At 50.5% G+C, this 13,379-nt stretch carries 15 protein-coding genes; 12 read left to right on the top strand and 3 right to left on the bottom strand.

Annotated elements, in window-relative coordinates:
* The first annotated feature begins 141 nt into the window (after positions 1-141).
* Entirely contained in the window at positions 142-1,431 is a 1,290-nt protein-coding gene (locus tag CWE07_RS00730; RefSeq protein WP_111568019.1) for an O-acetylhomoserine aminocarboxypropyltransferase/cysteine synthase family protein, read from the top strand.
* A gap of 3 nt (positions 1,432-1,434) precedes the next feature.
* Here CWE07_RS00730 and CWE07_RS00725 read toward each other — a convergent pair whose 3' ends face one another.
* Positions 1,435-2,421, bottom strand: coding sequence for a homoserine O-acetyltransferase/O-succinyltransferase family protein (locus CWE07_RS00725; RefSeq protein WP_111568018.1), 987 nt, complete (start codon positions 2,419-2,421; stop codon positions 1,435-1,437).
* Positions 2,422-2,514: 93 nt separating this feature from the next.
* Here CWE07_RS00725 and CWE07_RS00720 point away from each other — a divergent pair, with 93 nt between their 5' ends.
* The gene (locus CWE07_RS00720; protein WP_111568017.1) at positions 2,515-4,041 is read left to right on the top strand and encodes a sensor domain-containing diguanylate cyclase; all 1,527 of its coding nucleotides are present in this window, start codon (positions 2,515-2,517) and stop codon (positions 4,039-4,041) included.
* A 16-nt stretch (positions 4,042-4,057) separates the two neighbouring features.
* Here CWE07_RS00720 and CWE07_RS00715 read toward each other — a convergent pair whose 3' ends face one another.
* Positions 4,058-4,531 carry a hotdog fold domain-containing protein gene (locus CWE07_RS00715; RefSeq protein ID WP_111568016.1) on the bottom strand — a complete coding sequence of 158 codons (474 nt, stop codon included), beginning with the start codon at positions 4,529-4,531 and terminating at the stop codon, positions 4,058-4,060.
* Between the two features lie 159 nt (positions 4,532-4,690).
* Here CWE07_RS00715 and CWE07_RS00710 point away from each other — a divergent pair, with 159 nt between their 5' ends.
* Positions 4,691-5,155, top strand: a complete 465-nt coding sequence (locus CWE07_RS00710) for a CopD family protein (protein ID WP_126818948.1) — start codon at positions 4,691-4,693, stop codon at positions 5,153-5,155.
* Between the two features lie 2 nt (positions 5,156-5,157).
* Here the strand turns inward: CWE07_RS00710 and CWE07_RS00705 are convergent, their stop codons facing one another.
* Positions 5,158-5,640: a DUF2231 domain-containing protein gene (locus CWE07_RS00705; protein WP_111568014.1), complete on the bottom strand. Its 483-nt coding sequence runs from the start codon at positions 5,638-5,640 to the stop codon at positions 5,158-5,160.
* A gap of 136 nt (positions 5,641-5,776) precedes the next feature.
* Between CWE07_RS00705 and coxB the strand changes: the two genes are divergently transcribed.
* From coxB to CWE07_RS00660, 9 genes are all read left to right on the top strand, one after another.
* Positions 5,777-6,445 (top strand): cytochrome c oxidase subunit II, encoded by a 669-nt coding sequence (gene coxB, locus CWE07_RS00700; RefSeq protein WP_198679870.1) that lies wholly within the window; start codon positions 5,777-5,779, stop codon positions 6,443-6,445.
* Positions 6,442-8,940, top strand: coding sequence for a cytochrome c oxidase subunit I (gene ctaD / locus CWE07_RS00695; RefSeq protein ID WP_111568013.1), 2,499 nt, complete (start codon positions 6,442-6,444; stop codon positions 8,938-8,940). The genes coxB and ctaD overlap by 4 nt, the downstream gene beginning before the upstream one ends.
* On the top strand, positions 8,937-9,275 hold the full coding sequence (locus tag CWE07_RS00690; protein ID WP_111568012.1) for a hypothetical protein: 339 nt from the start codon (positions 8,937-8,939) through the stop codon (positions 9,273-9,275). The genes ctaD and CWE07_RS00690 overlap by 4 nt, the downstream gene beginning before the upstream one ends.
* Positions 9,275-10,087 (top strand): cytochrome c oxidase assembly protein, encoded by an 813-nt coding sequence (locus tag CWE07_RS00685; protein WP_111568356.1) that lies wholly within the window; start codon positions 9,275-9,277, stop codon positions 10,085-10,087. The genes CWE07_RS00690 and CWE07_RS00685 overlap by 1 nt, the downstream gene beginning before the upstream one ends.
* Before the next feature lie 128 nt (positions 10,088-10,215).
* Positions 10,216-10,914: an OmpW/AlkL family protein gene (locus CWE07_RS00680; protein WP_111568011.1), complete on the top strand. Its 699-nt coding sequence runs from the start codon at positions 10,216-10,218 to the stop codon at positions 10,912-10,914.
* 157 nt (positions 10,915-11,071) lie between these two features.
* Complete coding sequence (locus tag CWE07_RS00675) at positions 11,072-11,374, top strand: Rho termination factor N-terminal domain-containing protein (RefSeq protein WP_111568010.1); 303 nt, start codon at positions 11,072-11,074, stop codon at positions 11,372-11,374.
* Between the two features lie 56 nt (positions 11,375-11,430).
* Positions 11,431-12,222, top strand: coding sequence for a glutamate racemase (gene murI, locus CWE07_RS00670; RefSeq protein WP_111568009.1), 792 nt, complete (start codon positions 11,431-11,433; stop codon positions 12,220-12,222).
* Positions 12,209-12,823, top strand: coding sequence for a uracil-DNA glycosylase family protein (locus tag CWE07_RS00665; protein WP_111568008.1), 615 nt, complete (start codon positions 12,209-12,211; stop codon positions 12,821-12,823). The genes murI and CWE07_RS00665 overlap by 14 nt, the downstream gene beginning before the upstream one ends.
* Positions 12,824-12,891: 68 nt before the next feature.
* Entirely contained in the window at positions 12,892-13,362 is a 471-nt protein-coding gene (locus tag CWE07_RS00660; RefSeq protein WP_111568007.1) for a hypothetical protein, read from the top strand.
* Positions 13,363-13,379 lie beyond the last annotated feature (17 nt).

The following is a 13,379-nucleotide window of genomic DNA, read 5'->3' as shown; positions in this document are numbered from 1 at the left end:
AAATTTTTAACTCGGTTAAAAATAAGAAAATGAATAAAAAACAATAAGGACGTGTAGACGTCTATACGCTTATATGATTATATATGTTTCATTCGGCTTCATTGCACATGTCAATGCACTTGTTTATCCAAAGGAGAGGTTATGTCAACGACCCAACCACAACGTTTAGAAACTTTAGCGCTTCACCATGGTTACCAGTCTGAGGCGCCAGTGCGCTCTGCGGCAGTACCGATTTACCACACCACGTCGTTCACCTTTGATAACACTCAGCACGGCGCTGATCTGTTCGATTTGAAAGTTGAGGGTAATATTTACTCGCGCATTATGAATCCGACCAATGCGGTGCTGGAGCAACGCTTAGCAGCGATTGAAGGTGGCATTGGTGCCTTGGCGTTGGCTTCCGGTATGGCGGCTATCACCTACACAATTCAGACGTTAGCCCGGGCAGGGGACAACATTGTCAGCATTAATAAGTTATACGGTGGTACCTACAACTTATTTGCGCATTCGTTACCGCAGCAAGGTATCGAAGTGCGTTTTGTGGACGAGGACGACACCGAAGCGCTGGCTCAGCTTGTCGATGAAAAAACTAAACTCGTGTTTTGCGAGTCGATTGGGAACCCAGCGGGCAATGTGGTGGATATTGAAAAATGGGCCGCAGCGGCGCACCGTTTAGGTGTGCCTTTAGTGGTCGATAATACTGTCGCGACCCCTGTACTATGTAAGCCGCTGCAATTAGGCGCGGATATTGTGATTCACTCGCTGACTAAATATATCGGCGGTCATGGCACCACAGTCGGTGGCATTATTATCGACGGCGGGCGTTTTAACTGGGCTGCGGAACCTGCGCGTTATCCGCAACTCAATCAGCCGGACCCTTCCTACCATGGCGTGGTCTACACCGAAGCGCTCGGTGAAGCGGCATTTATTGGGCGCGCACGGGTGGTACCGCTGCGTAACACGGGCGCGACTTTATCGGCGCAAAGTGCATTTAATTTACTGCAAGGCCTAGAGACTCTGGCGCTGCGTATTGAACGTCACTGCGACAACGCGCTAGCGTTAGCTAAGTATCTGCAACAGCATCCGAAAGTAGCTTGGGTACAATACGCAGGCCTTGAAGACAGTCCATATCATCAGCGTTTGCAACGAATTAGCGCTGGCAAAGCGTCAGGTATTCTTAGTTTTGGTTTGACCGGCGGTCGCGAAGCAGGGGTTCGCTTTATCGACCAACTGCAGCTGATTCTACGTTTGGTCAATATTGGGGATGCGAAATCGTTAGCTTGTCACCCAGCTAGTACCACCCATCGACAATTATCACCTGAGGAATTAGTCAAAGCTGGGGTCAGTGAGGACTTGGTGCGTATTTCTGTGGGTATTGAGCATATCGACGATATTATTGCCGACGTTGAACAGGCGTTAGCACACGCCTAATGTTTAGCGGCGAGTGACGGAGGTTAGCCAACTAGCCAACATGTTGGCCCCCGTCGCTTGCCAAATGCCAGCTAATTCATCGGATTGGTAGTCTGAATACCCAAGTGTCGCTGCCTGATTAGTGGGCGGCTTTGTGGCTGGCGATAACCGCTGGTCGCGCTCAAACTCAAGGGCAAGGGTCTCAGCCTCATACTCTGGGTGACCGAGCCAAAACATATTCCCTGTCGCCTCATCAAATAAACAACTGCATGCATCGTCTTCCGTCCGCAGTAATCCTTGTAACGGGTGGCGGGGGTTGGCGATCAGCGCGTCGAGCATTTCTGTTGCCGGTTGAGCGAAACGTGAATGGGGCATCACTAACGGGATAGATTGCTGGCGTAATTGCTGAGTTATTTGCTGACTCACTCCTGCTTCAAAACTTGGTATTTCAAGATGCTGCAGGAACACTCCACTGACTTTATGCTGCCTGCGCACGGTCGCTACCTGATGTTGGGTAAATAACGCCGCTTGCGCTGCCCAGCAAGAGTACAAGGTGGCAATCTTGGCGGCATTCAAATGCTGCATAATCGTCTGCAGTTGCTGCCAATAGCCGACCTGTTGGTATTCTAATTGCCCTAACGGCGCGCCGGTAATCACCATCACATCTAAATTCTTGAGTGTGTTAGGCTGACGCCACAATGTGTCAATGCTGCGGTAATAGCGTGCCATGTGTAACGGATCGCTATGGGTCGACTGCCAGTCTGCGAGTTTAAACCAAGTCAAACCTATGGACTCGACTGGTATCGACGGCGCCGCAAGCGCAATAAGGCGCAGCCACTGACGTTCAGTGACTTCTTTGGTTGGCATTAAATTGAGGAGTCCCACCCGCAACGTGGCAGTATCCGCTGCACCCTCGATAATTGGGCTCAGAGGCTCGCCTGCAAAGGGCTGCTGGTTGCTACTTAAGTTTGCGCACAAGGGCGGGAGCTTGGCTACAATAAGCTGTGTCATACCAATAACATGCTGCACGTCATATAGATGTTAGTTATAGTAACATTGTAACTTTGGCTTGAATACGCGTAGAAAATAATTAGGTAAGAAGCGATGTCTCAATTAGATCACGATTTACATACCCTGGCAAATTCGGTTGCCCATGCTGATGATATGGAGGCTTTAGTGCGGCCGATGCTCAAGCTTATATCGCGGTGTAGTGGTTTGGAGTCGGTGTACTTAACCTTAATTGACAGTGACAAAACTCAGCAACAAGTGTGGTTGGCTGAGAACTACGGCGAGCTACAAATCAGCGAGGGGCTCAAGGTTGATTGGGACGATACCTTGTGCAAGCGTGCGCTAGACGAAGGCCGTTACGTTGTGAAGAATGTGCCAAACTGTTGGGGCAGTAGTCAAGCCGCCAGCGAACTAAAAATACAAACCTACGCGAGTGTGCCAGTGCATCACGTGCATGGTGACCAGCAGTTGCTCGGAACCCTGTGTGGCGCGAGTCGTCGTGGGGTTGAAATTGGCGATGAGGTGACCGAGCTTTTGCATTTGTGCGGCGAGCTGATTGCATTGCAACTCAGTCGCAAAGCGCATTTAATGCACGCTCTGGAGCGTGCCACCCAAGCTGAAGCAAGACTCAACAAAGTTGAGCTCAATAGCCAAATTAGCCGCCAGTGTTTGGAGGCGCAGTCGCTACCAAGTATTTTAGCTAAAGTCGCTGAGTTACTCGATCAGGACTCAAGTTGGTCGGCTATTGATGCCTTTCACACCGTCCTGCAAGCAAATGGGGACTATACGCTGAGTGCACTGAATCAAGCCAATGACCACAGCATTGCCTTGGCTGAGCGTTTACTTCGCGACGAACACGAGTTACTGCAGGTTATTATTCGCAACCAGGCAGATCCATTAATTTGGGCTGACCCAGAAGAGCAAGTGCTGGCGCTGGTGGTAACATCTGATGATAGTGTGGATGCATTGTTATTGGTGTATTTACAGCAGGACCTCGCGCAATGCCAAGATAGTAAATTCTTACTGTCTAGCACCACCAACTCACTGTCGCTGCTCGCCTCGCGACTTGAAGATCACCGTCGACTGGAGGCGGCCAATCAGGTACTTGAGCACCATGCATTGCATGATGTCCTCACTGGGCTACCTAATCGTCGCTTTTTGATTGAAAAACTGGAAGACAAATTAAGCGAAGGCGAGCGTCTCGAAGTACCTATTTATATCGCATTTGTTGATTTAGATGGGTTTAAGGCAATCAATCACACCCACGGTCATGATTTAGGTGATGTCTTTTTACAGCTATTCGCTGCGCGTTTAACTCAGGTATTGCGCGGGCATGACTTAGTCGCGCGCTATGGCGGCGACGAGTTTGTGTTTGTGGGTGTCGGCAGCCCAGAAGATGATTTTAAAACGGTGCAACATCAGTTGATTACGCGCATTCGTGAAGCAACTTCAGGCGTTTACGAGCTTGGCCCCGAACGCTGTGAATGGCTCGATTACACGGGGCCTAGTGTGGGTTTAATTGAGTGGCAACCCGGCGACGTGTGCGACGCCGATATTGCGATAGCTAAAGCCGATGCGGCAATGTACGAAGATAAAAAACAGCGTCGAAACCAGCTCAAATAAGCGTCAGCCAACTAGCCTATTTGCGTTCAGGCTTGGCGGATACATAAATAATAATATCCCCTTCAATCACCACGGTGCCGTCGCTGCGCATGCCTTTGACTTGAATAGCGACATCACCTACTTGCCACGCATCAGGGTCGCAGCTGGCCTGAATGCAGATATCCGAATCAGCCTTGGCCGTGTAATTGACCTGCATACCCTTGGGTATCCAGCGTAAATGCTTAGGAATACTTGCTTCAGCGACCGCGCCCATCGCCATTTCCAGCCCATTACAAAGTGCAATGGCGTGTACTGTACCGATATGGTTGTGTACAGCCTTACGCTTGGCAAAACGTAGCTCACAAAAGTTTGGGCGCAGTTCAGTGATGAGTGGACGAATGGTTTTAAAGTAGGGGGCTTTGCGCGCAAACATCCGCGAAAAAACTTGTCGTCCGAGGGGTAACTTTAAGCATTTGTGATAAAGCCGCAGAAGATAATTTGTATCTGCCATCTGTATACCTTTGTCAATCTGGAGATAGATGTCAGCAGTATGCCTAGCATCCACTGGACGGACAAGTTTATTTCCCATGCAAACGCTTGAGAAACTTGAATTTTGGCAACTTTCTGCAAAGCTCAATGCACAACAATTCAAAATTTATCGAGGTAGCCGGTGCTTTGGGTTCTTTCTTTGCACATCATGACGTTGTCAGTATGGACTGCAGCGGCGTTATACGTACCTATTATTCTAGCTAACCGCGCACGTCAGCATCGGACTTTGCCAGCGGATAAAAGTTTTATTGATACGCCGCGTGGTATTGATTCGATTGCGCGGTTTGTATTTACCCATGTTGCCACACCAGCCGCGATTTTAAGTATTACTGCAGGCACCGCCGTCTTTTTGATCAACCAAAGCCATCATTTCTGGCTGCTGGCGAAGCTCACGTTAGTGACTTTTCTATGTATTGGTCAGGCGTTATTGGGTTTGCTAATTATTCGCGCCGAGCGGGGGCACTTTAAATATATGACGGCTGCTTGCTGGGGCTTAATTACGCTATTTTGCGTGCTGATGATAGGAATTGTCTGGATAGTATTAGGAAAGCCAGCGACCCCAGCTTGGGTGGAGTCGCTGCTATGAGCTTAGGGTTTGACATCGCGCGTCGTGGCTTCAACCACATCAACACCGACACCGTATTCGTAAACCAGTTGGCCACCCAGAAAGCCAGTAGCGCTAATCAGCAATGCAGTCAATGCACTAGTGTAAAGGCCCCATGGCAAAATCAAGGCACCGGGGTCTGGGCCCCAACGCAACATAAAGTTGAAAGCAGCCAGGCTCAACAACATTACCGCCAGAATGCCATGGGCCCAAGCAGTGACCAAACGGCGAATGCGGCCCACCGTGAACAGGTCAATTGCGCCGGCGAGTCCAGATACGCCACCCAAAATGGCACCAGTCGCTGCCAGGTAGTAGCCAGCGCGGGACCAAAAAGCATCTTCGGTGTACCAGTAAACCACATCGGTCAGCAGCAACATCATCAGGGCGGCGATTGGGAAATGGATCAGCACAGGGTGCAGTGGGTGGCCACGCAAAGCGGCACGGCTTTCAATTTTTGCGTAGGGCATGGGTGTCATTCTCTCCAGAATCTAACTACGTTGTCATTCATCGCATCACCAAAGGTAATTCATCATGATGCATAAGCTACTGCTTAGAATAAAAAAGTTACTCCCTAAGAGGTTAGCAAAGGTTGCTGTAATCGCCATGATTTTGTCATTAACAGCATGCAGCGGCCCTTATTCGACTCTCGACCCCGCGGGACCTCACGCCCAAAGCGTGGCCTATATTTGGTGGGGGATGTTCTGGTTTGGCACTTTTGTCACCATTTTTATGACCTTGTTATGGTGGCACGCAATGCGCCGTAACGGCACTGATACGCCTGATAACGAAGTTCAAGGGAAGCAAAATAGTTGGGTGATTTGGGGGGGCATTGCGCTTCCGGTTGGTGCAATCACGCTGCTACTCGCATTCGGGATACCAGCAGGGCATCGGATGCTGCCATTTGATGGTGATGATGTGGTGCATATTGAAGTCACGTCACATCAATGGTTTTGGCAAGTGTATTACCCAGACCTCGATATTACTTTAATTGATGAAATTCATATTCCAGTCGACACCCCGATTAATTTTCATATCCGCAGTGATGACGTGATTCACTCGTTTTGGGTGCCGCGCTTAGGCGGCAAGGTTGATGCAATACCAGGGAGTACCAACGTGCTGCGCCTGCAGGCCAGTGAAACAGGTCGCTTTGAGGGACAATGTGCCGAGTACTGTGGCGTGGGGCATGCGCATATGGACTTCGCTATTCATGCTCATAGCGCCGATGATTTCGCATCTTGGCAAGAGACTGTCGTGCAAGGAGATCGCCCATGACATTACACCAGCAGTTTGAAAAAGTTTGGGGCAATTTGCCAGGTTGGGGACAACTAGCGGCAGTGAATCACACCTCGATAGGTCGCCGTTTTATGTTAACGGGGGCCGTATTCTTTATTATTGGTGGCGTGCTGGCGATGCTTATTCGCACCCAATTAGCATTGCCAGCTCAGGATATCATTAACCCGGACGTGTACGGTCAAGTGTTCACCATGCACGGCACGGTGATGATGTTCTTGTTTGCGATTCCCATTTTGGAGGGCATGGCAATTTACATGATCCCCAAGCTGATTGGCACGCGAGACTTAGTGTTTCCTCGCATCAGTGCGCTTGGGTATTACTGCTATTTATTTGGCGGCATCATCATCATGTCGAGCTTGGTATTAGGCATGGCCCCTGATTCCGGCTGGTTTATGTATACGCCATTAAGTAGTGCAGAGTTTGCCCCAGGTCCTGGTTCGGACTTCTGGCTGTTAGGTATTACCTTTGTTGAGATTTCCGCGATGGCGGCAGGGGTAGAAATTACCGTATCAATTCTGCGTACGCGTGCTCCGGGCATGACGTTGAGTAAAATGCCGATTATGGCTTGGTATATTTTGGCCATGGCGCTGATGATCGTGTTTGGCTTTCCACCTCTGATTCTAGCCAGCATTATGTTAGAGCTTGAACGAGCCGCAGGCATGCCGTTCTTCGAGGTTGCGGCTGGTGGTGACCCGATTCTATGGCAGCACTTGTTCTGGCTATTTGGCCACCCTGAGGTTTACATCATATTTCTCCCCGCAGCGGGAATTATTTCGACCTTAATTCCAGTGTTCGCAGGGCGTCCGTTGGTAGGCTACCGCTGGATAGTTTTAGCGATTATTTTGACGGGCTTTATCAGCTTTGGGTTGTGGGTGCACCACATGTTTACCGTCGGTATTCCGCAATTAGCCCAAGCCTTTTTCTCGATAGCCAGTATGCTGGTCGCAGTGCCCACCGCGATTCAAATTTTTGCGTGGATAGCCACCTTGTGGCACGGCAGGGTCACTTATAACTTACCCATGCTCTGGGTATTTGGTTTCTTGATTATTTTTGTATGCGGCGGTTTAACCGGTGTAATGCTGGCATTGGTACCATTTAATTGGCAGGTTCATGATACCCATTTTGTCGTTGCACATATGCATTACGTCTTAGTTGGTGGCATGTTCTTCCCCCTGATTGCAGGTTTGTATTACTGGTTGCCGCAAATGTCAGGGCGAATGCCGTCCGAAAGCATTGGAAAGTGGGCATTTTGGTTAACCTTTATCGGCTTTAACGCCACTTTCTTGTTGATGCATTTAACCGGGCTACTGGGCATGCCACGTCGGGTTTATAGTTACTCAGGTGGGCTTGGTTGGGACTGGTTAAACTTACTCTCGTCGGTGGGCGGTTTTGTGATGGCTGCAGGCGTAGGGATGATTATTTTGGATGTTGCGTTGCACTTTAAATTTGGGCGCAAAGCACCGTTTAACCCTTGGAAAGCCGACACCCTCGAATGGGCGACTGGTACACCGCCCACGGCTTATAACTTCGCTAGTATTCCGCGGGTTGAAACTCGGCATCCCCTGAGGGAGCACCCCAATATTGCCAACACTATGGCTGAGGGGCAGCATGGTCTTGCAGACATCTCCCATGGCCGCCGTGAAATCTATGGCACCGATGCTATCACCGGCAAGCTAAAAGAGGTCATTCACCTGCCAACCAATTCCTGGTGGCCAATGATCAGTGCTGCATTCCTCGCTGGGGTATGTATCAGCTTACTGGTGCGAGTGTATCCGGTGGCGATTATGTTCGCGGTGTTGGCGGCTATCACGTTGTTGCGTTGGAGTTGGGAGAATGGCGGGCATAAAGCCATGGCGCCATTAACCGAGGAGGAATGGCAGCGCGATGAACCACCGTTAAATTCGCGGACGTGCGACGGCCCTGGCCTGTGGGGTATGAATGTTACGCTTCTGGCCGACGCGGCGTTGTATTTGTCGCTTATCTTTGGCTGGTTTTACCTATGGACGGTGTCGCCGAACTGGGTGGTGCCAGAAGATTCAGCGATTTCCTTACCCGGGTTATTACTTAGCGGTGTGCTGTTGACGGTAGGTACCTTATGGTATCGCCAAACCGTAAGGCGGTTATGTCAGGGTAACGATGTTGGTTTGGGTAAAAATCTTGCGGGCTGTGCGGCCCTCGCGATAGCTCATTTACTGGCATTATTGTGGTTCACCGTCAGTGCCGAGTTAAGCTTTACTGAAAACTCCCATGATGCGGTCTTGCTGTTAATGTTGATGTTCCAAATATTCCATAGTGTGCTGGTGGCAGTGACCACATCACTGCAAAGCCTGCGTGTGCGTTACGGGTATGTCAGCCACCGGTTGCCGTATGAGCCCGTGGTACTGAAGCCATTGTGGCTGTACACCACTGCGATTTTTTGGGTCAGTTATGCATCATTCTTACTACTACCCATGGTGTGGGGAGGTGGCGTATGAGCTTTAAACCGCATCCCCTGCACCTAGTGCTGGGTTTCACCTTATGGTTTGTTTACTTTAATTTTGTCTACGGCGGTATGTCCGTTGGCTGCAGCTTTAGTGACGCACGAGATAGCACCAACCCATTGAATTGGATTAACCTTTTTGTGCTGGGTGCTACCGTGGTGTTTACCTTGGCGTTCAGTTGGGCGGCATGGAAGTGCCACCAAGTGACGCCAGCTGAGCCGATACAAGCACGATTTTTTGCCCGGCTTTCAGCGGTGTTATACGCGATGGCTGCGTTTTCCACATTGGTGGTGGGGGCCGCGGCCTTGATTTACCCGCCATGTTTGTGATGTTTAAGACGTTATTGTGCGGCGTTACGTTACTGGCACTTTCAAGTGGCGTCGCACAAGCCGCGGACACCACGTTGCGCAGTGGCCCGAGCGAATGGCTGGTGAATGCCCTTGGCTTACTGCTGGTGGTGCTGCTGGCCATATGTTATGAGCGGGGGGCAAAACGCACACCGGTGAAACGCTGGCGTCTTTGGCTAATGCGTGCGGTGCTATTATTTGCAGTGTTCGTCATGCTGGGACCTATGGATCGCTGGGCCGAAGTCAGCGCAGCCATGCATATGGCGCAGCATATGTTGATTATCGCATGTATAGCCCCGTTGATTGCCTTGGCGCGACCACTCCCGCAGTGGTACGTGGGGGGCGGCAAATGGTTGCAAGGGGCATGGAAGCTAGGGTTTAAAGTCACACAATATCCAATGCTGTGTGCTTACTTGCATGGGGTAGTGATTTGGTTTTGGCATATCCCATTGTTTTACATGGCAGCTGTGCAGTCGTCTTGGGTGCATGCCCTTGCACATCTTTGCTTTTTGCTCAGCGCAGTATGGTTTTGGTGGGCGTGTTTGTACCCTGCGGCGCGTAAAATTCCCTTTGCGTTATTGGCGCTACTTCTCACCCTGATGCACACTGGCTTCTTAGGTGCGTTATTAACCTTTGCGGCGCAACCACTGTATAGCGAGGCGCGACACCTGCAAGACCAGCAATTGGCTGGGTTATTGATGTGGGTGATTGGCGGCATTCCTTATATTGCGGCGTCGATGTGGGCGGGCGTGCGTTGGTATCGACAACTGGAGCGACGCATGCAACCCTCCTAAAGCTTGATACAGCGCAAGGTCCTGACGCTTGCTCGCGTCTCGTATTGGCGGCTTTGATCATGCGCAACTTTCCTCAAGCGGTTCAGCATCACAATCACCTCATCCCATCCAGATGAAGAGGTTAAGTGATGAAAATCAAAGTCGTAGCAAGTGCATTGTTGTTGTCCGCTTTGACCGGACAGGCCCACGCGAATTGGGCGGTGAATGTTGGGCCTATTTATGCAGCACCCAAAGAGAGCAGCGGGTCGCTCGATGTGATTGAGCAAGTGGCAGGTTTACAGCCGGGCTCAACCGCAGTGGCGGTTAACGACGATTGGCAATTAGGCCTGACCATTGATTATAAAGTGACCCCGAATTGGGCGCTGCAACTGATTGCTGCGACGCCTTTTAGTCATAACATTCGGGTAGCAGGGTCTGCGGTGGATGGTTTGCAAGTGGGTAAAACCAAACATCTACCACCGACTTTACTGGCCCAATATCATTTCACCGAATTCCATTCCAACTGGCAGCCGTTTATTGGTGTTGGCCTGAATTATACTAATTTCTTTAATAGCAAAGCCGACGAGCAATTAGTGTCTACGTTGCAAGCACTTGAGGTTAGCACAAGCGATGACCATATTGGTTTGTCATTGTCTGACTCTTGGGGTTTAGCGCTACAGGCGGGTGTTAACGTGCAAGTAACACCTGATTTCGGCATTCATGCCATGGTCAGTAAGATAGATATCAGTACCACGGCGCGGGTGAGTGTAAACGGTGATACGATTCAATCGGTTGGGGTCGACATTGGCCCTGTCGTGGCAATGGTGGGTGTGCGTTGGCAGTTCTAATCCAATGTACCAGCAAGTGATTGAGTTAACACTGTGTAAATGACTTGCACCTGACTCAGGCTTGGCTATACGTAGTGATAGACTTTCGCTAAAAGCCGCAGCGTGTTGTGGGTAAAGCGAGTGACGTAAGCCAAGCCAATATCTTGAGGAGGCCAGTATGCCAAATGCATGGAGCGATAAAGACGAGCGTCAATACCAGCATGTGAAGTCCGAGCAACAGGACCGCGGCAAAAGCACACGAAGCGCGAAAGCGATTGCCGCGCGCACAGTGAACAAACAGCGGCGTCAAGAGAAGCGAACCCCGAACACAACCAGTCAAGGCACTGGTAATCCGAATACACCGTTAGAAAAGCGCACGCGTCAGGAATTATATAATCGTGCCAGTGAGCTCAAAATTAGTGGTCGCAGCCGGATGCGCAAGCAAGAATTAGTCAATGCAATTCGCCAACAGCAAAATTAACTCTGTATACTAAGCACTATCTTTGGGTGTGGTGAGTTAAGGTGTGATTGAGTTATATGCGCATTGCTTTTTTTGATTCCGGCATGGGTGGGCTCACGGTGCTACATGCAGCCGTGGAGCAGCAGCCTCAGCACCAGTATGTATATTTTGCCGATACACTGAATGCGCCCTACGGTGGCAAGCCCGCTGCGGAAGTGCGCGACCTCACCTCACGTGCCTGCGACTTTATTGCCACTCAAGCGCCAGACGCATTAGTGGTTGCCTGCAATACGGCGACAGCGGTGTGTATTGAGGTGCTGCGTCAACGCTATCCGTTTCCGGTGATTGGCATGGAACCTGCGGTAAAACTGGCCCTTGCGCAGACAGAGGCTCAGCGGGTGCTGGTGATGGCAACCTCGTTAACTTTGCAAGAGAGCAAGTTAAGCCAATTGTTACAGCGCTTTGACACCCGACGGCGTACAGATAAACTGGCGATGGATCGTTTAGTGAGTTTCGCAGAACAGCAACAGTTTGATACTGACGCAGTGCGAGCCTACGTGCAGGCTCAGCTACAACATTATGATTGCAGCCAATATGCGGCAGTTGTGCTAGGTTGCACGCATTTCGCCTATTTTACCCCGCTACTGCGCACTTGTTTCCCTGCCGATGTGCAATTTGTCGACGGCAGTCAGGGCACTGTGCGTCATTTATTCGATACCCTTAAGAGCCAGGCGAAAAAGCAGGATAAAACTAAAGACATTCTTTATTTCGTGTCTAAGCAGTCTGCAGATAGCCAGGCTTTCACACCGTATTTTGAGCGTCTGGCGTCCATTGACAAGGCGTATTTAAATACCTATGACAACGCGTAACGCTGACGAACTCGACACATTGCTAGCCGACATTCGGGCATGCCGGTTGTGCGCGCCTGCGTTACCACATCAGCCGCGACCGGTCATCCAAGCGAGTGACAGTGCGCCAATTTTATTGGTCGGGCAAGCACCAGGGCGCAAGGTTCAGCAGTCAGGGCTACCCTTTGACGACGCCAGTGGCGACCGGTTACGTACCTGGCTTGGGGTTGAGCGAAGCCAATTTTACGACCCCCGTTGCTTTGCGATTGCACCCATGGGGTTCTGCTATCCGGGCACGGGTGCGCAAGGTGATCTACCGCCACGCCCTGAGTGTGCGCCGTTGTGGCGTGAACCTTTGCTGAAGCAGTTGGGTGGCGTTCAATTGACTGTGCTCATTGGCCAGTATGCGATTCGCTGGCACAGTGACATTCGGTATTCACGTGTGCGTGATGCAGTGGTAGACTGGCGTTCGCACTGGCCGCAACAAATCGCAGTGCCGCACCCTAGTCCACGCAATCGACGCTGGTTTTCACAGCACCCATGGTTTGAAGCCGATGTAGTGCCAAGATTGCGCGAGCGGGTTGCTGAGTTGCTCAATCCAATACCACCACGCATCATATAACGTCTTGTAACCCCAGAACGTACCTGCTAATTTTAGGTTCCGTTTAATTTTTATTGACGCAATACCTTATGAAACCACAATTAAAACGATTTGCGATGGTGTTAGCACTTAGTAGCCTAATGACCAGCGTGAGCCACGCATCGACTTTGGACGGCTCAGATTACGATTTCACGCCGCCGGCGTTCCCACACACGGTAGGTGGTCAAGTTTTCCAGCATTACTTGCCTGCAGCGGATGGTTTTGCCGCCAACGTGAACCTTCAGATCCAGCCTTTTGAAGGCAGCATGGACGAGTACATTGAACTGAGCAATGAGCAGTTTGAGCAACTCGATTTCGCTGTAGTTGATATGAGCCGTGGCGATAACGAGGTCATTTATGAATACCGCGGACGTTTGCAAAACACCGACTTGCATTGGTATTCACGAGTGATTAAACAAGGTAATTATTACTATGTGGTAACTGCAACTGCGCTGGAGTCGCGCTGGGATACGGAACGTGACCAATTGATCGATTCTGTGAACTCTTTTAGCCTGCGCTAGGCGATAAGTTAACAGTG

The organism is Aliidiomarina maris, from assembly GCF_003987335.1.
GTDB classification, from domain to species: Bacteria; Pseudomonadota; Gammaproteobacteria; order Enterobacterales; family Alteromonadaceae; genus Aliidiomarina; species Aliidiomarina maris.
The sequence above is the reverse complement of the archived record's forward strand: the minus strand, read 5'-3'. Positions and strand labels throughout refer to the sequence as shown.

What these genes read in the sequence shown, in the direction of transcription:
- CWE07_RS00730 (WP_111568019.1), top strand. Translation starts at nt 142, where the DNA reads ATGTCAACGACCCAACCACAACGTTTAGAAACTTTAGCGCTTCACCAT.
- CWE07_RS00725 (WP_111568018.1), bottom strand. Translation starts at nt 2,421, where the DNA reads ATGACACAGCTTATTGTAGCCAAGCTCCCGCCCTTGTGCGCAAACTTA.
- CWE07_RS00720 (WP_111568017.1), top strand. Translation starts at nt 2,515, where the DNA reads ATGTCTCAATTAGATCACGATTTACATACCCTGGCAAATTCGGTTGCC.
- CWE07_RS00715 (WP_111568016.1), bottom strand. Translation starts at nt 4,531, where the DNA reads ATGGCAGATACAAATTATCTTCTGCGGCTTTATCACAAATGCTTAAAG.
- CWE07_RS00705 (WP_111568014.1), bottom strand. Translation starts at nt 5,640, where the DNA reads ATGCCCTACGCAAAAATTGAAAGCCGTGCCGCTTTGCGTGGCCACCCA.
- coxB (WP_198679870.1), top strand. Translation starts at nt 5,777, where the DNA reads ATGATTTTGTCATTAACAGCATGCAGCGGCCCTTATTCGACTCTCGAC.
- ctaD (WP_111568013.1), top strand. Translation starts at nt 6,442, where the DNA reads ATGACATTACACCAGCAGTTTGAAAAAGTTTGGGGCAATTTGCCAGGT.
- CWE07_RS00690 (WP_111568012.1), top strand. Translation starts at nt 8,937, where the DNA reads ATGAGCTTTAAACCGCATCCCCTGCACCTAGTGCTGGGTTTCACCTTA.
- CWE07_RS00685 (WP_111568356.1), top strand. Translation starts at nt 9,275, where the DNA reads ATGTTTAAGACGTTATTGTGCGGCGTTACGTTACTGGCACTTTCAAGT.
- CWE07_RS00680 (WP_111568011.1), top strand. Translation starts at nt 10,216, where the DNA reads ATGAAAATCAAAGTCGTAGCAAGTGCATTGTTGTTGTCCGCTTTGACC.
- CWE07_RS00675 (WP_111568010.1), top strand. Translation starts at nt 11,072, where the DNA reads ATGCCAAATGCATGGAGCGATAAAGACGAGCGTCAATACCAGCATGTG.
- murI (WP_111568009.1), top strand. Translation starts at nt 11,431, where the DNA reads ATGCGCATTGCTTTTTTTGATTCCGGCATGGGTGGGCTCACGGTGCTA.
- CWE07_RS00665 (WP_111568008.1), top strand. Translation starts at nt 12,209, where the DNA reads ATGACAACGCGTAACGCTGACGAACTCGACACATTGCTAGCCGACATT.
- CWE07_RS00660 (WP_111568007.1), top strand. Translation starts at nt 12,892, where the DNA reads ATGAAACCACAATTAAAACGATTTGCGATGGTGTTAGCACTTAGTAGC.